The following is a 26006-nucleotide window of genomic DNA, read 5'->3' on the forward strand; positions in this document are numbered from 1 at the left end:
TTTCTAATTAAGCACATCTTCAATCATTGCTAAAAAATTTACTGGACTAAATGGCTTAACGACCCATCCATTCGCACCAGCTCCCATTGCATCTTGCTTTTTTGAGTCAACTGATTCTGTCGTTAATACAATAACTGGCAGAGATGAATTTATTTTTCTAATTTCCTTTATAAAAGTTATTCCATCCATTTCAGGCATATTAATATCCGTTATGATTAAATCCAGTGTATTGCTTTTAAACACATCTAATCCTTCTTTGCCGTTATAGGCTTGTAATACAGTATAATCTTTCACCTCTAAAGTCTGGGAAATAATATCTCTCATGTATTCAGAATCATCTACAATTAATATCGTTACAGACATGATTAACTCCTCTTAATGAATTACAAAAAGTTCTTTAATATTTAATACAAGTATAATTCCATATTCAGTATAGAATACTTTTGAGATATAAACTAGTTCACTTTCAGTTAAGTGAATATTGGCCGATTCTAATTTATCTACCGGTATTTCAAGAACTTCTGATATGGAATCTGCTTCAATGGCTAATTGTTTATTGTTGTATTTGAATCTTATAATAATAGGTTTACTACTCGTTATACTCTTTTTTTGTCCTAAAATAAAATTCAGATTTATTACTGTAACGACATCACCGCGCAAGTTAGTTATACCAGAAATATAATCTTTGCTATGAGGGACTTTTAAGATAGTTAAATCTTTTTGCACTTCAAGACAATACTCAATTTCAGCGCCGAACAATTGATCGCCTAATCTCCATGTCAATAGTTGAATTTTATCTGATTTAGTCATATTGTCACTTCTTCTAATAAAGGAACTTCGGATTTGAACAATTCTAATATATCTAACACAATAGTAGAATGTCCATCAATAATTGCTTGCCCAATAATTCCTGGTCCACTTAAATGATTCGTTTTGAGTATGGTAATGGATTCCACTATATTTATAATATCGTGAATTAAAATTCCAGTTATTTTTCCGTTCACGTTTATGATAATGCAATAAGAATCCTTTTCAAAGTCTTCTTTTGGGATTTGATAAAAATCCTCCAATTGAACGATCGAAATAATATCATCTTTGTATTGCATTGTCTTCGTCGTAAATAGTGTTTCAATTTTAGAGAAACTGATTTTTTCGATACATATAACAGAGGAAGAAGAAATTGCAAATCTTTGACTAGACTTTTCAAAAAGAATGTATCCAGTTTCTTTTTTACTAATTCCCTTAGCCAATATTTCTTTTTCAATTCTATTCTCTATTGAGGCTAACTTGGAGAATTCGGCAATTCCAGATATATCTAAAATTAGAACGGTTTCCCCGTTTCCCATAATTGTAGCCCCTGAAAATATCTTTAGGTCTGCAAAGTGTTCGCCTAGAGGCTTAACAACAATCTCTTCTGTTCCTAGCATTTGATCAAATAAAATTCCATAGTGAAATGATTCAGATTTAACGATAACAATATGTGCTGGGTCTGTTTCATTTTTCTCTTCTGGATAAAATAAATTTCCCAAGTGGATAAGAGGTATTAGCTTTTCTCTTAGTCTATACATCTTATGACCATTTACAACTGAATAAAGCAATGGTTCAAATTTAATTAATTCTAAAATATTCTTTTGGAACACCGCATACCTGATATTTGACACTGTAATTAATAAACAGGAAACAACTGTAACCGTTTGAGGAATAATGATTGAGATAGATGTTCCTTCTTTTAACTTGCTGCATAAATGTAAATTTCCGCCTATCTTTCTAAGACTGGTGCGAACCGCGTCCATTCCAACTCCGCGCCCCGATGTTTCAGTAACCTCTGCCGCCGTAGAAAAACCAGGTTGAAAAATCAAATCGTAGATTTCACTTTGGCTCATTCGTGAGAGTTCCTGTTCCGTCAGAAAACCTTTTGCTATGGCTGCTTTTTTTAGTTTTTCCGAATCAAGCCCCTTACCATCATCTTCGAGGGTAATATGAATATTCCCTGTTTGTAGAGATGCGGTTAATTTTATTTTGCCGATAGGATTTTTATCGGAAGCCTTTCGTTCTTCTGGAGATTCAATTCCATGGTCTATCGAATTCCTAACCATATGAATGATACATTCGGAAATAACGTCAATCACTGTCTTGTCTAATTCTACTTCGCCCCCATCGAGTTGTAGTTCCACTTTTTTGCCCAATGCTTTGGAAGTATCTCTTACGATTCTTGCTATTCTTTGGTAGACTACATCCAATTCCTGTAACCTTGTGTGAATGATTTTTTCATGCAACCTAGTAATGAATTGGCTCATTTGGGATAGACTTTCATTGCTCTCTGGATCATTTAAAAGAGATACCCTTTGTAATAACTGATTTCGGGTAATGATTGTTTCCCCCACCAAGTTAATCAGGTCATCTAATAATTTAATATCCACTTTTATATATTGATCACCTTTATTCGGTGTATTTAATACGAGGTCTTTGTCTTTATTCCGTGTCACGGTATTGGAACCCGTTTCTTTTTCTTGTATAGGTGCATGAATAACTTGTATTTTAGTGGGGATAATATTGAATTTCCCCAAAAACTCATTGACCGGAATATCAGTTAGCAATAAAATTATATATGGGAATGTGGCTAAATTGTCTTTTTCTACAGGTTCTATTTTTGTTTCATCAACTCCTTTTACTAAGATATTCTGAGATATATTTTCTATAATGGAAACTAATTCGGAAAGATTTTCTATTTTCTGTTGATTTAAATCTATACTCACAAGACTTAAATAGGAATTCTTTTCTTCTGCCAATTTTTTATAATCATTTGGACTATGTCCATCTGGAAGAGTAATATTATTCATTTCTTCTTTTTTTAATGCGATGTCTTTTTTTTCATAAGACTCAATTTGAATCATTGAATTAATGGAAGAAAGAACTTTTTCAATATGAAAGGAAGCTTGGTTCTGAATATCATCTAACATATTTTTAATGAAGTCTACACCCTCTAATAAAGTATCTATCATCTCTTTAGAGAGTTTAATTTCATTATTCCGCAGCATCCCTAAAAGATTTTCCATACTATGAGCTAACGCAGTGATGTTCGTAAGCTCAAGCATTCCAGAATTTCCCTTTATTGTATGTATATATCTGAATATAGCATTCACATATTCAGAATTTTCTCCTTTTTCTAAATTCAGAATAGCGACTTCTGCTTTTTCGATAATGTCTTTCGCCTCTGACAAGAACGTATTTATTAATCTATCTATATTTAGTTTCATTTAACGCATCTCAAAAGAATGACCTAATCCACCAATCCCAATTTGTAAAATTCCATCTATCACAGCGGATTCTGCTTCCAAAACTATATGCGAATTTTGTAAACTGGCACTCTTAAAAAAGCTAAGTAAAATATGTAATGCCTGTAAATGAATGTCCTTAATTTCATTCATTTTGAATTTAACCTCTTTACCTTCTATTTCCGATAATATATCTATTAAGCTTTGTCTCAAAGAGTTATAAGGCGATTGAAAATCTTTCTCTTCTAAATACAAAGTTACAATGTTTTTATCTGGCTTCTTAAAAATATTCATTCTTTTTCCTTACACTTTAAAATAAGAAATCGTCTTTTTTAATTTGTCTGAATTGTTTTTCAAAATTTCTGAGGTTGCAGCCATTTCCTCAGCCGCACCTGCATTTGATTGAGTGACTACGCTCAATTGTCCCATTGCGGAATTGATTTGTTGCATACCGGTTCGCTGTTCCTCGGATGCAGCAGCTATTTCTTGTAAAAGATCAGAGGTTTTCTTTGTATCAGGAATAATTCCTTTAATCAATTGCTCTGCATGTTCGGCGACGATCAAACTATTTTTAGCAAGCTCCTGAATATCTTTTGCGGCTACTTTGCTTCCCTCTGCTAATTTTCGGACTTCCGTTGCGACGACAGAAAAACCAAGTCCATGTTCTCCGGCGCGTGCAGCTTCAATAGATGCGTTAACCGCCAACAGATTTGTTTGGGACGCGATTTCCTCTATTACTTTAATCTTCTCCGCAATTGATTTCATTGCGCTTAACGTATCACTCATTGTCTTACCACCCTCAGCTGCCTTGGCGGAAGATTGGATTGCAATCGTTTCTGTCAACTTCGCATTCTGAGAATTTTGGACAATCGTAGCAGTTAATTCCTCTATGGCGGCAGAGGATTCTTCTACACTCGCTGCTTGTTCACTTGCACCGGAACTAAAACTATTTGCTGCATCGGTAATCTGAAGAGAGCTACTATTTACTTCCTCCGCTGCTCTCACAAGCTCTGTTACAATATTATAAATAGACTGAATCGTAGCGTTCAGTGATTTCTTCAATATGAGTAATTCCCCTTTATAGTCGCCATTTATATTAGTAGTTAAATTTCCCTTGGATACCTCGGTCATAACTTCAATTACTTCCTGAATTGGAATTACAATCGTATCGAGCATACGATTTATACCATTCACAATATTGCTGTAGTATGCATGTTCAAACTTTGACGGATTTCCTCTTAGAGAAAGATTTCCAATCAGAGTAGCTTCTATGATAAGATGGATTTCTTTACTTAAAGTTTCCATGTTTTTCTTAACTAGATCCAGATTCTCGTTAATAAATATTTTCTTACCTGGAAGCTTGGTCATTTCTATTGTAAAGTTTCCTTTTCCATACTCTCCAATGACTTCTACTATTTTTTTCTTTTCTTCCACCTCGGAGCCTATCAGTTCATTTACACTTTGCGCCATCTTTCTATAAGCCCCATCAAATTTACTTATATCAATTCTGGAATTTATTTCACCTCTGAGATGCTCTGATACGAGTAAATTCATTTCCTCAATAAACCCATTTAGATTATCTATGCAAAGATTAAGATTATTTTTGATAGTGTTAAAATCACCATTGTATGTATCAGAAATTTTTGTGGGCAACTGTCCACGAGAGATTTTATCAACATAGTCAGCTGCAACGTTTAAAGGATTTATAACTGAATCTAAAGTTTGATTGAATCCTTCTACGATTTTCTTAAAATCTCCCTCATGTCTAGATGCATCTGCTCTTACAGCAAGTTTTCCCGCCACTGCTGATTGAATTAGAGAACTTGTGTCCTCAGACATGAGTTGTAATGCCATTTTTAAATCATTGGCAGATAATGATAAATAGCCGATCTCATCCTCGCTATCAGTTTGGAATTTGACATTGAAAATTCCATTAGCCAAATTTTTAAAATTCTCAGTTAAATTTTTCAATGGAATCGTAATGGATCTAATTGCCAATAACGCGATATACATGCTGATGCTTGCAAGTAATAAATACACAACCCATAATGCAATAGACACAGCAGTAGCCGCAAAAATTGCTAATTCGCCCACTGCATCAGAGAATTGCAATGGTAGATATTCTAGTCTATTTTCAATTTCTTTTAGTTCTAAAAGTAAAATTGTCTTTTCATACTTACTTTTACTGTTGATAATACTTTCTACTTTGGATTCATATTCCCCTGTGATCTTATCCGTATCAGCCGCTATTTGAATCAACTTTTTTACAATTGGATGCCATAGTAACAAATTTGTCCGAGTAAGTATTATATCTGATTCATTTCTGTCTATTTCGAGAAGAACGTCATCGAAAATGGAGACAGCATCTTCATATCGTTTGGTTTTTAGAAGTTCTGGGAGCATTCCGAAAATATGTGAGTAGGAATGAGCTTTTGAAATATATTTTTTGTAATCATTAAAGTAAGATGGATCATTTAATAAAAAGTATTTGTATAGATTTACTTTCGCATCACTCAAAGATACAGAATGAGATCTTTCCAGTCTCGAAAAGGAAGTAACCATATTAAGAGTGGAACTGGCATAATTTGCAATCATGACCATGAATAATGTTATAACTGACATCATGACAACGATAGAATAAATTTTATTCCGAATTGATTTATTAAAATACTTTTTTATCATAAGAGTGTTATCCTTGTAGTTTAAAATAAGAAATAGTTTTTTTCAATTTGTCTGAATTGTTTTTCAAAATTTCTGAGGTTGCAGCCATCTCCTCTGCCGCACCCGCATTTGATTGAGTAACTACACTCAATTGTCCCATTGCGGAATTGATTTGTTGCATACCGGTTCGCTGTTCCTCGGATGCAGCAGCTATTTCTTGTAAAAGATCAGAGGTTTTCTTTGTATCAGGGACAATTCCTTTAATCAATTGCTCTGCATTCTCTGCGACAATCAGACTATTTTTAGCAAGCTCCTGAATATCTTTTGCGGCTACTTTGCTTCCCTCTGCTAATTTTCGAACTTCAGAGGCAACGACAGAAAAACCAAGTCCATGCTCGCCTGCACGCGCAGCTTCAATAGATGCGTTAACCGCCAACAGATTTGTTTGGGACGCGATTTCCTCTATTACTTTAATCTTTTCCGCAATGGATTTCATTGCGCTTAACGTATCGCCCATTGTCTTTCCGCCTTCTACTGCTTTGAAGGAAGTCTGCATGGCAATACTTTCTGTAAGTTTTGCATTTTCTGTATTTTGAATAATTGTCGCAGTCAATTCTTCGACGGCTGCTGAGGTCTGTTCTGCACTAGCTGCCTGCTCACTAGCGCCAGAGCTGAGACTATTTGCAGCGTCAGTAATTTGCAGAGAACTGCTGTTTACCTCTTCGGAAGCGTTTGCAAGATCAACTAAGATACTAGTAATCGCTTGAATGGTAAGGTTTAGACAATTCTTTAAAACAAGTAATTCACCTTTATAGTTTCCCTTGACATTAACTGTTAAATTGCCTTTGGAAACTTCCGTCATTACATCAATCACTTCTTGTATCGGAGTGACTATCGTATCTAGTATATCATTTACACCTTTTACAATTTTACTAAAATCTCCTTTATGGTTTAATGCATCTACTCTAGTTGATAATTTTCCTTCTGTTGCAGCCTGACACAACACATTCATATCAGTAATGACAAATTTTAAGTTCGAACGAACTGTTTCAATGGTCTCATTTATAAATTCTCTTTTGCCTGGGAATTTTTCTAACTTCACATCAAAGTTTCCTTGCCCAAATTCAGAAACACTCGACAGAACTTTTTCCATGACTACTATATGTCCAGATACCATAGCATTCACGCCATCCGCCATCTTCCGATAATCACCGGCAAATTTTTCTTCATCCATTCTTATATCAGTTTCACCAGCATCATGTCTGTTTGACATATTGTTCATATCCGAGATAAGTCGTTTCATATTACTAGTCATTCTTACGAAAGCATTGGCAACTTCTCCAATTTCATCCTTAGAAGTTGTCTCTATTCTTACATCCATGTTTCCTTGGGCTATATTATTTGAAGAATCTGTAAGCTGATTTAATTTGGAAGTTAAGTATTTAATCAGGGAATAACTATACAGTAGAATCAAAGTAAGAATCAAAAGTGATACAGATATTAATATTAATCTTGTTTTAGAATAATCTGCTTCTGACTTTTCATAGATAAGACGGCTTCCTTTATCCTGTAAGTCTATCAGAGTATTAATTTGCTTATCTAGTTCGTTATGCGCTTTACGTATTTCATTAATCAGTAAAACGTCCGCTTGTAAATATTGGTTACTCTTAATTAATCCATTGAACTTGGTAAACTCTGGAAGTAGGGATTCTTTATATAAATGATGAATTTGTTTTATTGTAGCTTCTTCATTTTCAGAATTACTTTCATTGATAGCGATTTTAGAAAAAGTTTCTTGAATATGGTTCAGGTTCTTTTCTATTTTTTCTAAATGACTGCTTACAGAGTGATCGTGAAGTCTAGAGAGGGGTAAGCTCGGATCGTGTTGCACTGACATGGATATTTGAAACAATGTCTCAAGAAGATACTTGTTTATTTCAGAAATATGAATTACCGGTGATAGCTTTTTGAAATAAAAATCCTGAAGTTTTTGATTTCCTGCTTGGATGCCAAATAATCCAAAGAATAGTATTACGGTAACAGTGACTGTTTGGATTACGAAAAGCAGATAGAGTTTATTTTTTATCGTCATAGCCTTCTCCTGAGACTGTGTAAAACCAGAACCAAGTAAGTGAATTCCAAGTTAAACGCTCTTTCGCATGAAAAATCGGATTATTTCTTTTTAGGCATTTGTCTTTTTCAATTTCTATGAACTAGATTCTAATTCAACTTCATTAAAAAAATGTAACTTAAAAATGCAAGCCATTTATGCCTAGATTTTCTAATAGAGTAGCCTCATTAATGCTTGTATACAAATTTATATGTTATGATTCAGATAAATGTAGAAAGATGCCCAGAGTTGGATTCATTCCATCCGTAAGACCGAATGGGATTAATACATCTTTTGCGCTCAAATCCTGAATAAAGGAATCGAGAAGAGTCTCCAAGCGATTCCAATCTTCTTCTATATAGGAATACTGAATTCCTAAAGGCAAAATATAGACATCTTCCTTTCTATCTTGTTTCTCTAAGTCGTCTAAACACCAGAGTCCCATTTGTCCAATGCCTGGCTCGAGCGGACCAATGATTTCATTGTGACCGTTCGTTGCTCCTTCTGGCGCTATGGCTAATGGGAATCTGCCGTTAGCAAATAGATTTCGAATTGAATTTAATCCTTTCCAGTCTACCTTGCCTCGGTGAATGGGTGTTCCTCCAAGTCTAGAATACAGTTTGCTTGTGAACTCTCCTGCCCAGAGAGGTATTCCTCTATCCCAAACAAAATGAAAATGCGTTATGTCATCTATCTTGGTATTATTCTTTTTAAAAAAATCAGGAAGCAATTTAGAGAAAATATGAATCAGGCAAAGGGGGTCATCTGCATTCGGGTGGCGGAAAGCTATCATTAGCCTCACTTTATTATTTGCAAATTTATGATATAAATCAGCCAATATTTCAATATTAGAAAATTCTATTTTCCGAATCGGCGTTGTAAATTTTATTTTAAAAGGATGAATATACTTAGCAAAGTAATATGCCTTTAAATCAAATGCAGGCTCAATAAAATGAAGGGGTGGTTGGATTGAATTAATTTTAGTCATAGTCATAATCAGTATTCTAAGAATTTCTAGACTAGAGAATATATAGGAGCTTAATCAATGTTTTTTTGAGGAAATTTTCATTTTACTTCAATAGAACAGTATGGTGTAAATAATATCCATTAGCCAAACAAGTTTCAATAATTGATTAGCCTAAGAAAAAAACCTTGATTTTCCAATATTTAAAGCAAAGGTAGGATTATACATAACTTTGAAAGAGAATTAGATGTTTTATATAGACCTAAAGACAACCCATTCTGCTTTATTTAATTTTCATGAAGTATACTGGAAAATTAAATGAGACCATTCAATAACAAAGCATTACTTTTAGTGGAAGACGATCCAATAATTCAAGCTCTTCAAGTAAATTCTCTACAAAAGTATGGGTATCAAATCATAGTGGCAAGTTCTGGACAAGAAGCCATTGATACAATTGAAAAATCGAGCCATATTGATCTTATCCTCATGGACATCGATCTTGGTGAAGGCTACCTCGATGGAACAGAAACAGCACAAATAATCTTATTTAATCATGATATACCAATTGTATTCTTATCTAGTCACACCGAGCCAGAGATTGTTGAAAAGACTGAAAAAATAACTTCTTATGGTTATGTTGTAAAAAGTTCCCATATAACTGTCTTAGATGCTTCTATTAAAATGGCATTCAAACTTTTTGACGCTCATCAAAAACTTTCAGAGAGTGAAGAAAAATTTAAACAAGTATATGACAATACTTTGGATAATATTTTTATCCTAGAAATAACAGAGGAAAAGCGATATAAGCTTATTGATATAAATTATGAAGAAGAAACGTTAGTCGGTAAGCTTGAGACTATACAAAATAAATTGCTAGAAGATTTTTTGCCTACTGATTTATTTACGAAAGTCAAATCTAATTACGATCGCTGCCTTAAGGAAGGAAAGGCAATTTCTTATCAGGAATCTGTTTATGGACAGGATTTTTATACCCAACTCATTCCAGTTAAAAATAAGAAAGGAGATATATATCGAATCATAGGAATTGCTAGAAATATTTCTGAGCTGAGTAAAGTTACAAAGAATTGATAAAATTATTTAATTCTATCGATTTCCGTATCAATTTTTTGAGCTAATTGATTCAATTTATTAGAAGTAGAGTTTAGATTTTCGGAGCCACTTCGTGTTTTCTCTGCTTGCCTGTTTACATTTTGGACGTTATCCGCAATAATGTCGATATTTTGCTTTACTTCACCAATCAATGTCGATACTTTCTTAGAGATGGATTTGACTTTATCCGCTTCTCGATTTACTTCTGCGTTTGTTTTAATTTCGTTTTCGATGTGCAAGCTGATAGAGAGAATTGTATTTTGAAGAGACAGAATATCAGTAAAAACACTTTGAATTACTTTTACTGAAGATTGTAGGCTCTTGGCAACATCCTCAATTTCCTGATTATTGGCTAATGTCAATGAGTCAATATTCTTAATACTCTTTGTAGTCTCCTCTGCCAATTTAAAAACTTCATTGGCTACTACGGCGAAACCTCTACCTGCATCACCTGCTCTCGCTGCTTCAATAGCTGCATTCAAACTCAAAAGATTTGTTTGAACAGCTATACTTTTAATCATAGCCGTGATTCCATTGATCTGCTTAGAACTCTGAATAATTCTTTCAAAATTTACACTGAGGTTGGAAAGCTTTTGTGCTCCTTCGTTTCCTTTGCCGGATAAGGTTTTAATAATTCCAGAAACACTTTCTACTTTTGACTTTTGTTCTTGTATCGTTTCAGAAAGTGCATTCATAATTTCTTTCATATTATGAATAGAAGAGGATTGTTCATTGGAAAAGTTTACAGAAGTAGAAGCAGATGTATTTGCAATTGCAATAGAACTATCCATTAGAGCACTGGAACTTACAAGTTCTCTAGAACTATTTGAAAGCTCGGAAGCTGATTGCAAAACAATTTCCGATGTGTTTAGCAGTGAGTTGCCGGATGACTCCAAGTTTTGAACTAAAAGTTTTATATCTTCATATTGCTTGAGACTTTTAGCGGACTCATCACGAAAGTTTTTAATAGCCTTCTGGATAGAGTGAAAAAAAATCAAGGCGATAATCAGTGTTAGCCAAATAGAAGAAATTGAATCTGTAAGAATCGATATGCGATATATCGGACCCATTTGTTTAGCAGTGTAATAAACATAGATTTCTCCAATTGTGAATAAAACTAAGTTTAAAAAAGCAATCTTACCGGAGGTAAAAAAAATAGAAGCAAGAATCACCAAAGGGAAAAACGCAGAAACTGTTGGAAAGTGTGCGGGTGTTATATTGCTTTGTAAAATGAAAATTAGAAAACCGGAAATGCTAAGAATGAATAAATGACTGGCAACTTTGTAGAATCCAACGAGTGTTAGTATTAAACTGAAGACTGAAAATACGATAGGCGGAATTTGATTGTAGTTTACGAATCCAAAGATGACTTGAATCGTAAACGTTATACTCAGAAAAAAAATCACGAAGATGTTTAGGATGGAGAAATAGACTATTTTATCTCTCAAAACTGGATTTAAATCTTCATAATTTTTTAGCAGAAAACTCGTTAAATTATTAAAGGACATAGAGTTTAGATTCTCCTTTTTCTGGTCGCAATTACATATCTTTAGATTTGTAGGTAAACGTCGCTCTAAACTTTCTGTATTGCATCTACCGAATGTGTCGAATAGCGATTCAAACTATAAAGTCATGGATTTGAAAAAATTACCATGGCTAACTTGTAAAATACCAACATTTTTATTAAGATTCGTTCTAAGAATTTAAAGATTCAAATTAATAGTCAAGCTGAAAATACTACTTCTCTACAAAATTCTTTACTCTTTCAACTACCGCAGGATCGTTTAACAGTGCCGAATGAGTCCAGGTAGAATAAAAAGTATCATAGGAAATTCCTTTGGGAGGAAATGAATTTTTCTCTAGAACACGGCCATCGCCTGGTTCGCGTGGTAGACTTAGAAAGTCCCATCCGTTTACACTTTGTTTGCCGTTCTTTTGAATTTTAGAGAGAGTCTGATGTGCTTTGCCGGTCACTACAAGAATAGGCGGATACTTTATATTAGCTGCCTTTATCTGCTCTTTAAATTGTTTTGCTTTATTCAATGCCCTGGTTAAAAAAGTAAAGTTCTTCTCGTTAGGATCAGATTCTTTAGCAAACAAACTAAATTTATTTTTTTTCCAATCTTCGGGAGAATAGAAATTAACCTCAATTGGGTTTCCAGTATTGTCTTCTACCACTACTCTTTCTTTTGTTTCAATTGGAAATAAAGTATAGACAGATGGCATTGTAAACAAGACTTCTGGAGAAAGTATTTTTTGATTTAATCCGTTTGCAATTCCAGTATGTAAGTCCTCCATAAATCCGATTCCACCATAAAAAGGAACTCCCACAAAAACTACTTTTTGAAATAACTCAGGACGTTTATTTAAAAGTGCAAGTGTAATTAGTCCACCCATGCTGTGAGCGACTACTGTGATGTTAGCCTCTGAATTTTCTCTGCGAATATTTTCTAAGAAAGCTTCAAAAGAAGAAACATTTTCTAAATTGTCTCTTCTCCAATCGTAGGCAAATGGATAAAACTTATCACCGTAGATTTTTCTTCCAGCAGAAAGCCAGGGGCTATAAACTTTTTCTTCGAGGATAAATGGAATTACCTTCACTTCGGATAATACTTCTTTAGGACGGATAGAATCCTTGTCCTGTTTGTCTCCCTGCCATGTTAGCGGCAAAGATAGATTAGGCGTATCTAACCCTAGTCCCTGAGAGCCATTCAACCAAACAGTAGAATCCTTTTCATCGACTAAAAGGGAGCCTTTGATTCCATGAATAAATACAACGATAGTTTTTTTGTTTACCTGTTTAGAATTCATAGTAGCCTCACAACCCAAAAAGAAAAAAGCGGTAAAACAAAGTATACCGCTTAATAGTTTAAATTTCAATTTAACCCCTTAGCCCCAAAGGGGCGACATATCTTCCTGCATAGTCTGCAAGGACTATGCAGCGTAGTTCAAATCATTTCGGTGTTCTATCTTCAATCACCGTCGGCAAACCGATCTTATCCAACAAAGCTATCAGTGGATCTGGATCTAACTCTTCTACATTGACCATCGTCTGTGGATTCCAAATTCCCTGTGCAACTAGCATAGCAGCGGCTACTGGTGGAACGCCAGCAGTGTAAGAAATACCTTGTGACTCTACTTCTTTGTAACACTCTGCATGGTCGCAAGTATTGTAGATAAAGATTTCTTTGTATTTGCCGTCTTTGGTTCCTTTGACTAAATCACCGATACAAGTGTGACCTGTGTATGTCGGAGCGAGAGAGCCTGGATCAGGAAGAACTGCTTTTAAAACTTTGAGAGGGATTACTTCTAATCCTTCCGCTGTTTTAACAGGTTTTTCAGAAAGCATTCCAATATTTCTAAGAACATTAAATACATTCAAATAATGATCTCCAAACCCCATCCAAAATCTTATGCTATTTGCATCTATGTTTTTAGAAAGAGAATGAAGCTCGTCATGTCCGGTGAGGTAAATAGGTTGTTTGCCCACAACTGGAAAATCATAAACCCATTTTTCGGAGTGCATTGGTTTTTCTACCCATTTGCGATCTATCCATGTCCAGACTTTGCTGAACTCTCTAAAATTAATCTCAGGGTCAAAGTTAGTCGCAAAGTATTTTCCATGACTTCCAGCGTTTACATCTAATATGTCGATGGTGTCGATTTTATCGAAATGATGTTTAACGGCTAACGCTGCCCATGCGTTGACAACACCCGGATCAAAACCAATTCCTAAAATTGCATTGATACCGCGCTCTTTACAACGATCTTTTCTTTTCCATTCGTAATTTGCATACCAAGGTGGATCTTCGCAAACTTTGTCTGGATCTTCGTGGATTGCAGTATCCATATAAGTCACACCAGCTTCGAGGCAAGCTTCAAGAACTGACATATTTACAAATGCAGTTCCGAGATTCATTACGATTTCGGAATTGGTTTCTTTGATGAGTTTGACCGTAGCCGCTACATCAAAGGCGTCGATTTGTCTGGAATAGAGTTTTTTAGATTTGTCTTTTAGGTTTCCTTTTTTGTGGATACCTTCGATTATCTTGTCACACTTCTCAAGCTTACGAGAAGCAATGCAGATATCGCCTAACACGTCGTTATTCTGTGCCGCTTTGTGGGCAGCAACATTGGCAACTCCGCCTGCTCCTATGATTAATACATTTTTCTTCAAATTTTTTCTCCTATAATTTATGAAAGGCTATTTACAAAATCTTGGTAACTAAATTTTTTAATTAGTTCAATCTCACCATTTAAACGCTTCACTGCAATCGATGGCATCTGGATTCCATTAAACCAATTTTTCTTGACCATCGTATAGCCGGCGGCATCGGCAAAAGTCACAATGCTTCCAATTTCTAACTTTTCTGGAAACGAATACGTTCCAAAAATATCTCCTGCAAGACAGGTTCTACCCGCGACCATATACTGATGAGTTCCGACTTCCGGTAAATCCATCTTTGCCTCTAGATGATAGATACAAAGATCTAGCATATGAGTCTCTACAGCAGCGTCCACTATCGCAATATCTATTTCGTTTCTTACTATGTCTAGAACTTTTGTGACAAAATATCCTGATTTAGTAATGGCAGTCTCACCCGGCTCTAAGTAAATCTGGACATTAAAACGCTTTGAAAATTCTGAAAGTTTATCACAAAATTTATCAAAAGGATATCCTTCTTTGGTAAAATAAATTCCACCACCTAAACTCACCCATTCTAGTCCTTGCAGCAAATCACTGTAATTCTCTGCTATGGTATCTAGAATTTTTGCGAAGCTTTCAAAGTTATCGTTATCACAATTGCAGTGAAACATAACACCTGTTAGCTCCTTGCTGACCTGATTGATTTCTTCTTTATCAGTTGCGCCAAGTCTTGAATACTTACGAGCAGGATTTGCCAGATCAAAATCAGAATGACTTACGCCGGGATTAATTCTTAAACCAATTGGAATTTCTCGGACATGCGGAAGAAATTTTTTTAGCTGAGAAACAGAGTTAAAAATAATCTTGGTGGCAAATTCTTTTACTTCTAAAATTTCCTCTTCCGACCAAGCGACACTATAAGCGTGGACTTCTTTTTGAAATTTCTCTGCACCGAGCTTGGCTTCATATAGAGAACTCGAAGTTGTGCCGTCCATGTATTCTTTCATTAAATCAAAAACTGACCAGGTAGAAAAACATTTGAGAGCAAGCACAGACTTTGCTCCCGTTCTCTCTCTCAGGATAGAAATTTTTTCTAAATTCTTTAAGAGTTTTGATTCATCGATTAAGTAGTAAGGAGTTTGTATATTTGTTTCGTTCATTTCGTTATTCTACTTCTTGTTAAATGCTAATAGAATTGTCAATCCATCTTATGCATTTCGTTTGACTTTACTTACGTAAAAAAGATTTTGTAAAGTTACAGTAAGTTTACGAGAGAGTTAAAAATGAAACACAGCAAAAAAGAAGCAGAAAAACTGGCAACTCTTTGGAACGATGATTGAGTGGTAGATTTTGGAAATTTTTATAAATTATAATGGGCGGACCACTGTAAGGAATTTCCTGGCTATGATGTATCGTATTAGTTTTACCCGCTGTGCAAGGCTTAGCACTCGGAGGTGAATACGGAGGAGCCGCAACTTATATCGCCGAGCATTCGCCAGACGAAAAACGTGGTTATTATACAAGCTTCATCCAAACGACTGCAACACTTGGTCTATTTGTTTCCATCGGGGTAATACTATTAACCCGCTCGACTCTTTCTCCTTCTGACTTCAACGATTGGGGCTGGAGAATTCCTTTTTTACTTTCCGCATTTTTAGTTTTAATTTCCTATTATATACGTATCCGATTAGAAGAATCTCCTTTATTTCTCGAAATGAAATCATCGGGGAAAACATCGCTTAACCCCATTAAAGAAAGCTTTGGAAATCGAGCCAATCTCAAGCTAGTATTAATCGCGCTCTTTGGAGCAACTGCGGGACAGGGAGTGATTTGGTATACAGGACAGTTCTATGCGTTAAGCTTCTTAGAAAAAATTCTAAAAGTAGAATACACAACCGCCTACACAGTAGTTGCCGTAGCACTCGCTCTTGCGACTCCTTTCTTTATATTCTTCGGAAGTCTCTCTGATAGAATTGGTCGTAAAAAAATCATCATGACCGGTTGTATCCTAGCGGCTATTCTATATATTCCACCATACTCCGCCATGGCTCGCTTCGTAAACAACCCATTTATGCTAACCGTATTCGTATTCGTGCAAGTCTTACTTGTCACAATGGTCTACGGTCCAATAGCCGCTTTTCTAGTAGAAATTTTTCCAACTCGCATTCGCTATACTTCTATGTCTTTGCCCTATCATATCGGCAACGGAGTCTTCGGCGGCTTAACACCGTTTATCGCTTCAAGCGTAGTAGCGGCTACAGGCAACATCTATGCGGGATTGATTTATCCAATATCAGTTGCACTGATTACTTTTGTGATTGGATCTTTTCTATTGCCTGAGAGTCATAAGTTGGAGATTGAGAGGGAGTGATGGTTTGCGATTCTTCGGTTGCAACAATTTGTCATTCCCGATATCGCTTGGCGGTAGCAGATGCAAAGATACCGTATCGGGTGGAATATGAGGGGTGACATAGAAATATTCGGTTGTCATGGTGAACCTGTAGAACCATCGTGACTAGAAAAATTAGAATAAATCGTTAAAAAATAAAATGAAGGGGCGAAAGCGCTTTCGCGCCTTCATTTTATTTTTTCGCAATCTACGGATAACATATGTAAGTCAGTGAAACAAGATAATCAATGCCTTGCTTTCATTTTCTCATATCGCTTTTTCACAATCTCTTTATGATTTTCGACTTTCCAAATTGCGGTAGTAAATTCAATCGGGTAGTGAGCTTTTATAAAAGCCATTTGGTAGCTGATAAGGCAATGGGATATGGCTTGAGACTTACTGTAAGTATTCTCGGCTTGTTTTTCTAAGACTTCCCAAATAGAAATTAAATCTTTTCCTAATATTCCATTTTCATTTCCAAGTTTTAGAAATGTATACTTTATCTCTTCTAATTTATCAGGATTTTTACTTTTAAAAATCTTAACAAATTGAGATGCATCGTATAGACTAATGCCTATTAGCTCATGAATGATTTCAGTAACTTGCTCTTGAAAGACTAAGATCCCATAAGTTTCTTTGGTGTGCTTATCAAATACAGAATGAATTTTTTCGATTTCGTTAAGATTTAACCGGTTTTGAATATACTTATCCAAGATACCTGAATTAATTTGACTGGGACGATACAAGGAATGAAGAGTATAAAGATGAGTAAATGTTTCTGGCTTTAAGCGATGTAAAGATTCTCTCATTCCATTGCTTTGAAATAGAATTATATTTTCCACTTTTCCGTCTTGATATAGCGCATACGTATTTTTATCCTCTAGAGAAATCTTTTTCAAATCAAAGTATCTGCCTTCCTTTCTAGAAATTATTTTTACTGCCTCTGCGATTATATCTACTTCTCTAAAATAATATAGATTCAAATTTGGATTAAGGTTTATACCTACTTTTATAAATTTTACTTCTTTAGCAATTCTAGCTGCCTCTAGTTGAATTTGTTCGTAATAATTTTTATTCAAATACTTTCTGATTAATCGAAAGTTTCCAAAATTAATCCAAATAGACAAAATGTCTTTACCATAATCTGACTGAAAAATCTGTTCAGGGATGAGCCCCCAATGAATTGGATCGATTTTTGTAATTCCTAAAATATAATAAAATCTCTCTGCCGAGTCCCGTCTTCCTAATTTCTGTAAATTCAAATTCTATTTGCTTTTTTAATTCTTCTGTTAGAATAGAATACTTCTGTAAAACTTTTCGTTCCACATTCTCTTTTAGTTTTAGAAATAGTTCTTCTTCGCTTAGGGCAAGTATTTCTTTCGGCTTCATTGAATTCTCCTGCAAAATAGACTAGCATAAGCGAGGTAATATATTCGGAAAATCATTTTCCGGAAAAAGAAGATAGTTCATGTTAGATTGTTAGAAATGAGGATAATGAATTGTTAAATGACTATAAAAATAATCTAAACCTATTCTATTTTTTCTTAGAGCATCAAAGTTTTTCTAAAAAGCCAGATAGTATTTTTACTAGAAATGAAAAGATTTTCAATCATCCTTTATTACAAGACTATTTAGGAAAATCTTTTTGTAATTTTCTATTAGCGTTAAATTCTTTATTCAAAAACAAGCAATTTCAGGACAGGGCTTCTATGCTCATGAGCGCTGAGTTAAGTCAGATCATTAGTTTTAATACTGTAGTGTATTATCTTTACCAAGATATTGATAGTAAAATGCTACTATCTGAAGAAGACAAAAATAAACTTAGACGTTTACTCATTAAAATGATTCATGCAATTGCTTCTTTGAAAGATATTCTAGATTTTCTTTTAATGCATAATCATAAAAAGGGAGCTAATTTTATTTTTCCGAAGTTTAATTTCAAGCTTAGGCTATTTTACGTATTCTTATTTACTTATTATGTTTCCATTTTAATACTTTCTCCTTTGATTCCTTTTTTTGAACGTTACTATTCCAAAACTAAAATTTCCAATCCAAAAGAGGATGAGCTATGATTATAATTGATAAAGAAAAGTTAAGCGCAATGAGTATGGATGAAATTTACTTCGTCCTTGAAGAAGAACAATTTTTTATAAAATCCGAAAGGCTTATAAATGATCCTGAAATTCAAAGTTTAATCGGTAAATTGCTCTGCGATTATCTATTGGAAATTAATTGCCTATTCATAAATCGACAATTTGAAGCGCCCGGTTCACTGTCTATAATCAGCCAATTATTCATTCCAAGTAACAATATCATATCTAATTTGCAAAAGAAAATAAAAAATGAATTTCAAATTCTGAATAGCGAAGTAGAAGATTTAATCTGCACTACCATTATTTTTAAGCTACTCGCTGATGATTTCTACAATAAATTGTTAATTCGAAATAGAAAGAAAAATCTAAAAATGTAATCACGGAATGCTACTAATTTCCTATTCGGAAAATCTTTTTCCGATAAATAAAATCTATTATGCTACACTGCAAGAAAAACGAGGTATAAAAAAAATGATTCTTGCAACAACACAAGATGCTCTTCTTTCTAAAGTTCTATTTACTATTGGCGCTTTTATTGGTTTGCTATTTCTTTCTTTCCTTTACATCGGAAAAATAAAAGACGATAAAAAAGCAAACTTACTCGCTATCTTCGGCATTCCCTTCGGATTACCCATTATCCTCGGATCTATTCTTTCTATAATCGAATATTTCACAGATATTTATGGATACAAAGAAAATTCCTTTTGGGAATTATATAGCGTAACCGTTCTAATCTGCTTCGCTACAGTTATGTGCTTTTCGGCATCCTTCTGGCTATTCAACCGTTATGCGCTAGGTCTGCGTCTATCCAAATATAGAGATATGCGAACTGTGGCTTTAAAGACAATGTCGATTCCTATTGTGGTTATAATAGTGTTAGTCGCTGTGAAGGTATTTGCGGGGAAATAGAAAATTACCTATCCCCGACTTAGTATTTCTTGCAATAGTCTATACAATGAAGTTCCCTTTCCAAGACGGAAAGGGGATAATCGTTATTGTTTTTAAGAAGTAAAAAATATCGGGATGGGTAAACGTCAACGAAGTGAATCCTATCAAATATTCAAATTGATTGAAAAAATTATTTAAAGTTTTTTTCATCCAGCTTAATTGATATATCCTCATATATAAATTTCAATTTTGAATCTTTATACTTTTCAGGAGGGGCGGTTGTAAAATTTGAGCCTGCATCCCCAATCCAACCTTTTTTTAATTTTAATTTTTCTATCATTTTTTTCTGCAAATAAGTTTCCAGAAAATGAACTAACTCTACCGGATCATCCTCTGGGAGAGATGTGATATAAGAAAATGAAATACATACATTACTTAAAAACAATCCAATTTGTTCCACAAATAATTTGTCACCTGTAAAAATCGGCGGTTCCCAAAAATTGTCTTTACTAAAACCCTCTAACATAAAACAATTTGCATCAGTCACTTTCGTTACATCTTTTTGAAACCAATACTTACCATTTGCATAATCCTCAATTTCCTGCCATACTCTTCCGAGAATATTATACGACGTTGCGGTTGACTTTCCTATATAGAATGGTATTTCACTATTACCGTAATGATAAAAATAAATCCCATTTCTAAGTTTTTCATTGTTTTGAAAATACGAGTATAATTCATCCCAAGATGGATCAGTTTTATCATTCTTTTCATCCTTCTTAAAATTTGGATAAATTGTATTTGCCTTTAACTGTCTGTGTAAGCATATTTCAATATTCATATATATCTCCTTTACTCCTAAAATCATTTTTACACAAATTCCTTTTCACTTTATAAATAATTTCCATCTTATATTATTTGAACGAGTATTTCACAAGGAAAAATTTTGCCCGATCTTTCTAATTATTTAAAGTATCTTTGTCAAGACTAATTTAAAGAAAATAAACTTAGTGCCTCAGCGGCAAAATTTCACGCCGCAAACCCAATCACTCTCTTCTCCCCATCAAAATCAAACTTCTCTTCTTTTAAATTATAAATCTCTGCAAGAGTCATAGGCTTGTTAGTCTCATATTCTAAATTTAAACTCTTGAGAAGATAATTAGACTTATCCACAGTCAATGCCCCGAACTCATACAAAGCTTTCAATCTGCCTTTTCGCAGTAGTGCTCTGTCGATTCGTGACAAATGTGTGTTAAACGTGCAAATGAATTGAATACCTAAACCTTCTCCAAGAAGTCCGTCGGTTAAATTTAGAATCATAGAGATAGCAGAATTATTTTCTGAATCTCGCGATACAATTAGGTTTTCAGCATCTTCTATTACGAAGATTGAATTTGGATTGTCGATTAGAAATTTTGTGAAGACAGGCAAATCCAAGTTACCTGCTATATTTGGACTAATAAATATAACATTCTTTTTTATAGAATGGATAAGTCTACGAATGTAGGTTGATTTGCCTGTTCCAGGTTGACCGTAAAATAGGAATAAGCCGCTCTCTCTTTCTGCTTTTAATTTTTTTAGAATATTCAAATGCATTCTAATTAGATCATCATTATAATGTGTTCGAATTTTCATTTTCGGTTTTTTGATTTCAATTGATTTTTTATCTAGGCCTTCTCTTACAGGAATGATAAGATAAATAAAGTTCTTATTCGAATAAATCTCTTTAAAATGAAGCAAATCAGTAGTAATCTTCATCGCTTCGTTTTCATTGTTTTGATTATAATTAATATAAACCTTACTAAAATAATCATCGCCGTTCGCATCAAAAGTATAATACGTTAGTTCTATAATGATATTATTTTTTAAAATATAAATCATTTGACTAACTTCGAATTGACTTTTTTCCGCGTTATATCCTTCCCTCTTATGTATAAATAATATACTCTCAGAATTTTTTTTATTTATATGCTCTATAAGTTTTAATGTATTTGCTGTAGTAAAAACTTTAAGACTTGGTAAAATGCCAAAAATTCCATAGTATAACCGAACAGATTCATTACGCATCGCTCTCTCTTCAAACAAACCTAAGAGAGTTGAAGATATCTTGCCTCCTGCATGAATCCTTTTTATTTTATTCAATTCCCGGAATTCCAAAAACTTCTTTCTAAACTTTTTTATATTTTCAATCACAAATTGCATTTAGCCTCTCCTTATTGTTTCAAAGAGTGATTGTATCAGAAAAATAAAATTTATTCGGTAAATCATTTTCCGATTGAATTATACTTATAAGAATAGAATTTAAACTATGCCCAAAGATACCACAACCAAACAAGAGCGAATCGTAATTGCCCTCGAATACGCTTGTCTTTTGTATTACGAATGGAATAGCGGCAAGAAAAAGAAACTGGATAATTTCTATGAATTTCTAAACTCATTTGATGCAATGGTTAGGCAAGAAAAAGAGAAGATTCCTGATCCGCAGAATCTAGAGCGCAATTATAGAAATTATCTTTCCGATCTTGAGGCTAATTATGATATAACGGTATCTTTAAAGAAGAAGAGTATTCAATATAATTCATCAAATTCTTTAGAAGAAACAAGTCTCGATGTCCTTTCCTTTTATATTAAACATGCATTTCAAGGACAAAATGAAATTCACAATGATTCCTCTATTCAAAAATTTTTACGATATCGGCTTATGTTAAACACAAAAAAAGAAGAAGGCTTTCTTATGGAGCTTTTGTATTCCTTTGTTTTTATACGATATGCGATAAAGTATAAACTAAAATTAGAATGTAATTATAAAAAGTTAATGAGCACAGATATTTCTGTCCGTAGACTTTATCCGCTTCATCTATCGACGGATGCACAGTATCTGACTTTTATCGCAAATGACACAAAGGACAATCTACGAAAACAATGTATTCTCGCAAATTTAGAATTGAAGTCAAACTATTCTCTTCTAAATGAATTTAGAAAAAATCAAAAGAAATCAGAAAAGTTTAATTTTAAAAAATTCAAAGAGTCCAGTGAAGGTAGATTTCATAGAGAAGAAGTGCAATTCAAGATTAGAATCTCCAATTTTTCACTGGAACATTTACTTCTTAATTATGATTTTCCCGTAAAAATATTAGAGGACAAAGGAATTTGGAAGATAATCGAGATTATCTCCACAGATGAATTAGAATTACAAAAAGCTTTATTCGGCTACGATACGTTTGCACAAATCTTAGAGCCTAAAGAAGCAGTTACTAGGTTTAAGGAAAAACTCACTCGAATTTTGAAAGAATATTAGATAACTAATGACTTAGTCAAAGCTAAATAAAAACCAATCATACTCACCCCTCAAACTTATCGCAACCCTGATGCTCAAAAGTTAAAAGTCCTACTCGTGGACTTGCATGATTCGCACAGATTCCCCAGTCTGCTCCGAGTTTGCCTGGTAGTTTAAGAAAATGCTTACAGCCAGAAGAACAGTCTCCACTATCACGCTCTTTTTCTCCATAAGGCTCAAAATCAGAAGGTAGATGGCGGCAAATAGAGTGTAACTTTTCATGGAGATCATTCTTCTCATCCCTGTCTTTTCCAAGGAGATAAAGATAGTTATCTGCGAACGATTCAAAGATAGACTGTAAAGTTTCTTTATTTTTATGAGAGAAAGTAAATTCCTCTCGTATATGATTGATTCTAAAATCATATTTATTTGTTTCTGTATTATGAGTAGCTAATCCAAGTATGCCCCTATAATTAAAATGAAGCGGTGGATTCGGATCGGGTTCTCTTTCTTCTCTTTCTGTATGAGAAAAAATCTCTTGCTCTGTTTCATTTGTTTCGGGATTACGGGTATAAACCGCTTTTAGTTTACGATCTTCGATTTCTATCCAGACTTTTACATAAACACTTTCGGACTTTGAACTACACCCTTCACAATGAAAACTTTCGGGAATAAAATAATGTCCGGAATACTTTGGGACTTCATCTCCAATAAAAAAACTCTCCATACTACTTTCGAATTCTTTTGTTTGAATCTCTGCTAATCCCAATGTTTTATTGGTTCGATAAGCTTCAATTTTTTCAGGCGTATCCGTCTGTGCAATCCAAGCATCGACATCATCAAAGCCGGCTTGCCTTGCCCACATATCTTGAAAGTAAAACTTTGTATTCCCTTTTAAAAATTCTTTTCTTCTATCTAACTGAAATTGTTTGTGCTCTGCAATTTCTTTTTCTGCTTGTTCCAATGTCATTGGACTGTAATGGTATTCTTTGCCACAATAAGGGCAATCCAATTCAGCATAAATTGTATCAAACATTCCCATAGGTCAACACCTCACTTTAGAAAAAATTGTCAGATTAATTGAATCAAACCGAGGAGATTGCAGAGTTCGTGAAATTTTACTCTTTACTCTGCGCACTCAGCGGTTAATACTTTTTTACCTCTAAGAATAAGCCTTCTTAATTTGGTCTTTGTATTTTTCATTAATCACATGACGTTTTAGTTTCATGAGATTTGTCATTTCATCGCCTACTTCAAAAGGTTTTGTGATGAGGAAAAACGGGCTTACCTGTTCAAATGATTTGAATCCGTGTGCAGAACTGTTTAGAGTTTTAATTTCTTTTTTATACAAATCTAAAACTTTTTGGTTGGTGACTAACGCATTATCGTCTGTCTCTGTGACCATATTATCTTTTGCCCAGAGTTTGAGTTTTGCGAAATCTGGAACAATGATGGCACCTAGATTTTTTTGATCTTGACCGATTACCATTACTTGACTCACGAATGGAGATTCAGTGAGTTTATTTTCTATTGGGACCGGCTCTACGTTTTCTCCGCCTAACAATACTACTGTGTCTTTTGCGCGACCAGTGAGAGTGAGAGTGTCTTTAAAATTAATCATTCCCAAATCTCCGGTATCCATCCAACCATCTTTGAGTGCCTTGTTAGTCGCTTCCGGATTTTTGAAATATCCCCTCATGACTTGAGGACCACGAATGTAAACAATTCCTTTTGCTCCTCTTGTGCCTTCAATCGTTCCATCCAATTTTACATGAACAAGCACTTTTCCTGCGAAGTCACGAATCTGCAATTCGGATTTCGGTGCGACCACGCCAACGGATCCCATGATGAGATGTTTAAATGTGCGAACAGATATTACGGGTGACGTTTCCGTCATTCCATATCCTTCTAATACTTTAATTCCTATATCATTGAAGAATGCATCTACATGACTTTGCAATGCTCCTCCACCAGAGCAAGTGGCTCGCAAATGTCCACCTGTGGCTAATCTTATTTTTGATAATACAACTGCATCTAAAATCAAGTAAGGAATAAAAGTGAGGATAATCACTATTATAGACTTGATTCCATGTAACAAGGATTCAATTGGATTTCTACCCACTAGATCAATTTCGTTTCCGAGTAGAAATCTTACTGCTGCATGATAATTCTTAGAGAAAAAATAAGCTGTATCAAAAATCTTTTTTCTTACAGCAGGAGTTTGCTTTGGATCATTGAGTCGATTGTAAATTCCTAGATAAATACTTTCCCAAAGCCGCGGAGCTGAGCCCATGAAAGTTGGTTTTGCTTTTCCGAAATCGTCTCGCATATCACGCACATTTGTAAAATAAGTTGCACTCCCAGAATAAATTGCAACATACATAAATGCTCTTTCAAAATATGCCATACTGGTAGGATAGATAAGAATCTGTCAGTCGGACCGCTTTCCATTAAGGGGGAAACATCGATTAGCTGGTGCATTGCATTGGAATGCATAAGCATAACTCCTTTTGGTTGACCCGTCGTTCCAGATGTATAGATTAAAGTTAATAAATCATCTGGCTTGATTTCCGAAATTCTTGCCTCTACTTTTTTTGATCCACTCTCTCTTAGTTTTTTTCCTTTCTCGATTAAGTCGTAAAGATTTAAAATTCCAGATTCACTTTTTGCCTTTGAATCCATCATGATCAATGTTTTAACAGAAGTCTTAGATTTTATTTTATTAAACTTTTCTAATACTTTATCGTTTTCAATAAAAAGTATTTTTGTTTCTGAATGATTTAAAATGTATTCCATTTCAGATTCTGTTACATCTGTTCCTCTTGGAACGTTAGCCGCTCCAGTCATAAGAACTCCTGCATCTGAAATCACCCACTCTAAACGATGATCTGCGATTACACCTACTTTGTCTCTCGCTTGTACTCCGAGATCAATCAAAGCCTCGCTTAAATTAAGTCCCATTTCATATATTTCTTTAAAAGATGTAGGGATATAATTCTTCTTTTCATCTTTTGAAAAAAAAGCAGGTTTACTTCCAAATTTTTCTGCTGATTCCCGATATAATTCTGCTATTGTTTTTGCCATAACGTTTA

At 34.3% G+C, this 26006-nt stretch carries 21 protein-coding genes and 2 pseudogenes; 6 read left to right on the forward strand and 17 right to left on the reverse strand.

Annotated elements, in window-relative coordinates; all coding sequences use genetic code 11:
* Nucleotides 1-3: 3 nt before the first annotated feature.
* The 7 genes from IPH52_13510 to IPH52_13540 all read right to left on the reverse strand — a co-directional run bounded on the left by IPH52_13510 (nucleotide 4) and on the right by IPH52_13540 (nucleotide 9034).
* The gene (locus IPH52_13510; GenBank protein MBK7056044.1) at nucleotides 4-366 is read right to left on the reverse strand and encodes a response regulator; all 363 of its coding nucleotides are present in this window, start codon (nucleotides 364-366) and stop codon (nucleotides 4-6) included.
* Nucleotides 367-375: 9 nt separating this feature from the next.
* Nucleotides 376-810: a chemotaxis protein CheW gene (locus IPH52_13515; protein ID MBK7056045.1), complete on the reverse strand. Its 435-nt coding sequence runs from the start codon at nucleotides 808-810 to the stop codon at nucleotides 376-378.
* Nucleotides 807-3257: a chemotaxis protein CheA gene (locus tag IPH52_13520; GenBank protein MBK7056046.1), complete on the reverse strand. Its 2451-nt coding sequence runs from the start codon at nucleotides 3255-3257 to the stop codon at nucleotides 807-809. Before IPH52_13520 ends, IPH52_13515 begins: the two co-directional genes overlap by 4 nt.
* Nucleotides 3258-3569, reverse strand: coding sequence for a hypothetical protein (locus IPH52_13525; GenBank protein ID MBK7056047.1), 312 nt, complete (start codon nucleotides 3567-3569; stop codon nucleotides 3258-3260).
* Between the two features lie 9 nt (nucleotides 3570-3578).
* Complete coding sequence (locus tag IPH52_13530; GenBank protein MBK7056048.1) at nucleotides 3579-5957, reverse strand: HAMP domain-containing protein; 2379 nt, start codon at nucleotides 5955-5957, stop codon at nucleotides 3579-3581.
* Between the two features lie 7 nt (nucleotides 5958-5964).
* On the reverse strand, nucleotides 5965-8028 hold the full coding sequence (locus IPH52_13535; GenBank protein ID MBK7056049.1) for a HAMP domain-containing protein: 2064 nt from the start codon (nucleotides 8026-8028) through the stop codon (nucleotides 5965-5967).
* A 232-nt stretch (nucleotides 8029-8260) separates the two neighbouring features.
* Nucleotides 8261-9034, reverse strand: coding sequence for a hypothetical protein (locus IPH52_13540; GenBank protein ID MBK7056050.1), 774 nt, complete (start codon nucleotides 9032-9034; stop codon nucleotides 8261-8263).
* Nucleotides 9035-9328: 294 nt separating this feature from the next.
* Between IPH52_13540 and IPH52_13545 the strand changes: the two genes are divergently transcribed.
* A complete protein-coding gene (locus IPH52_13545; GenBank protein MBK7056051.1) occupies nucleotides 9329-10099 on the forward strand; it encodes a response regulator in 771 nt (256 codons plus the stop codon).
* Nucleotides 10100-10104: 5 nt separating this feature from the next.
* Here the strand turns inward: IPH52_13545 and IPH52_13550 are convergent, their stop codons facing one another.
* The 4 genes from IPH52_13550 to nspC all read right to left on the reverse strand — a co-directional run bounded on the left by IPH52_13550 (nucleotide 10105) and on the right by nspC (nucleotide 15427).
* Entirely contained in the window at nucleotides 10105-11628 is a 1524-nt protein-coding gene (locus tag IPH52_13550; protein MBK7056052.1) for a hypothetical protein, read from the reverse strand.
* Nucleotides 11629-11857: 229 nt separating this feature from the next.
* Complete coding sequence (locus tag IPH52_13555) at nucleotides 11858-13000, reverse strand: alpha/beta fold hydrolase (protein ID MBK7056053.1); 1143 nt, start codon at nucleotides 12998-13000, stop codon at nucleotides 11858-11860.
* 73 nt (nucleotides 13001-13073) lie between these two features.
* Nucleotides 13074-14297 carry a saccharopine dehydrogenase family protein gene (locus IPH52_13560; GenBank protein MBK7056054.1) on the reverse strand — a complete coding sequence of 408 codons (1224 nt, stop codon included), beginning with the start codon at nucleotides 14295-14297 and terminating at the stop codon, nucleotides 13074-13076.
* Between the two features lie 17 nt (nucleotides 14298-14314).
* Nucleotides 14315-15427, reverse strand: coding sequence for a carboxynorspermidine decarboxylase (gene nspC / locus IPH52_13565; protein ID MBK7056055.1), 1113 nt, complete (start codon nucleotides 15425-15427; stop codon nucleotides 14315-14317).
* A gap of 212 nt (nucleotides 15428-15639) precedes the next feature.
* Between nspC and IPH52_13570 the strand changes: the two are divergent.
* Nucleotides 15640-16638: pseudogene (locus IPH52_13570) on the forward strand (MFS transporter).
* Between the two features lie 263 nt (nucleotides 16639-16901).
* Here IPH52_13570 and IPH52_13575 read toward each other — a convergent pair.
* Nucleotides 16902-17735: a hypothetical protein gene (locus tag IPH52_13575; protein MBK7056056.1), complete on the reverse strand. Its 834-nt coding sequence runs from the start codon at nucleotides 17733-17735 to the stop codon at nucleotides 16902-16904.
* An 82-nt stretch (nucleotides 17736-17817) separates the two neighbouring features.
* Entirely contained in the window at nucleotides 17818-18045 is a 228-nt protein-coding gene (locus tag IPH52_13580) for a hypothetical protein (protein ID MBK7056057.1), read from the reverse strand.
* Nucleotides 18046-18155: 110 nt separating this feature from the next.
* On the opposite strand from IPH52_13580, the gene IPH52_13585 reads away from it, so the two are divergent.
* Genes IPH52_13585 through IPH52_13595 form a run of 3 tightly spaced genes read left to right on the forward strand, consistent with a single transcriptional unit; the run spans nucleotide 18156 to nucleotide 19658 of the window.
* Nucleotides 18156-18728 carry a hypothetical protein gene (locus IPH52_13585; protein ID MBK7056058.1) on the forward strand — a complete coding sequence of 191 codons (573 nt, stop codon included), beginning with the start codon at nucleotides 18156-18158 and terminating at the stop codon, nucleotides 18726-18728.
* Entirely contained in the window at nucleotides 18725-19126 is a 402-nt protein-coding gene (locus IPH52_13590; protein ID MBK7056059.1) for a hypothetical protein, read from the forward strand. The genes IPH52_13585 and IPH52_13590 overlap by 4 nt, the downstream gene beginning before the upstream one ends.
* 7 nt (nucleotides 19127-19133) lie before the next feature.
* Nucleotides 19134-19658: a hypothetical protein gene (locus IPH52_13595; GenBank protein ID MBK7056060.1), complete on the forward strand. Its 525-nt coding sequence runs from the start codon at nucleotides 19134-19136 to the stop codon at nucleotides 19656-19658.
* Nucleotides 19659-19827: 169 nt separating this feature from the next.
* On the opposite strand, the gene IPH52_13600 is transcribed toward IPH52_13595, so the two are convergent.
* Nucleotides 19828-20478, reverse strand: coding sequence for a hypothetical protein (locus IPH52_13600; protein ID MBK7056061.1), 651 nt, complete (start codon nucleotides 20476-20478; stop codon nucleotides 19828-19830).
* A 188-nt stretch (nucleotides 20479-20666) separates the two neighbouring features.
* A complete protein-coding gene (locus tag IPH52_13605) occupies nucleotides 20667-21839 on the reverse strand; it encodes an AAA family ATPase (protein ID MBK7056062.1) in 1173 nt (390 codons plus the stop codon).
* A 106-nt stretch (nucleotides 21840-21945) separates the two neighbouring features.
* On the opposite strand from IPH52_13605, the gene IPH52_13610 reads away from it, so the two are divergent.
* A complete protein-coding gene (locus IPH52_13610; protein MBK7056063.1) occupies nucleotides 21946-22935 on the forward strand; it encodes a WYL domain-containing protein in 990 nt (329 codons plus the stop codon).
* A 43-nt stretch (nucleotides 22936-22978) separates the two neighbouring features.
* Here IPH52_13610 and IPH52_13615 read toward each other — a convergent pair whose 3' ends face one another.
* Nucleotides 22979-23950, reverse strand: coding sequence for a hypothetical protein (locus IPH52_13615; protein MBK7056064.1), 972 nt, complete (start codon nucleotides 23948-23950; stop codon nucleotides 22979-22981).
* Nucleotides 23951-24076: 126 nt separating this feature from the next.
* Nucleotides 24077-25998 (reverse strand): annotated as a pseudogene (locus IPH52_13620) (AMP-binding protein).
* Nucleotides 25999-26006 lie beyond the last annotated feature (8 nt).

Source organism: Leptospiraceae bacterium (assembly GCA_016708435.1).
GTDB lineage: Bacteria > Spirochaetota > Leptospiria > Leptospirales > Leptospiraceae > UBA2033.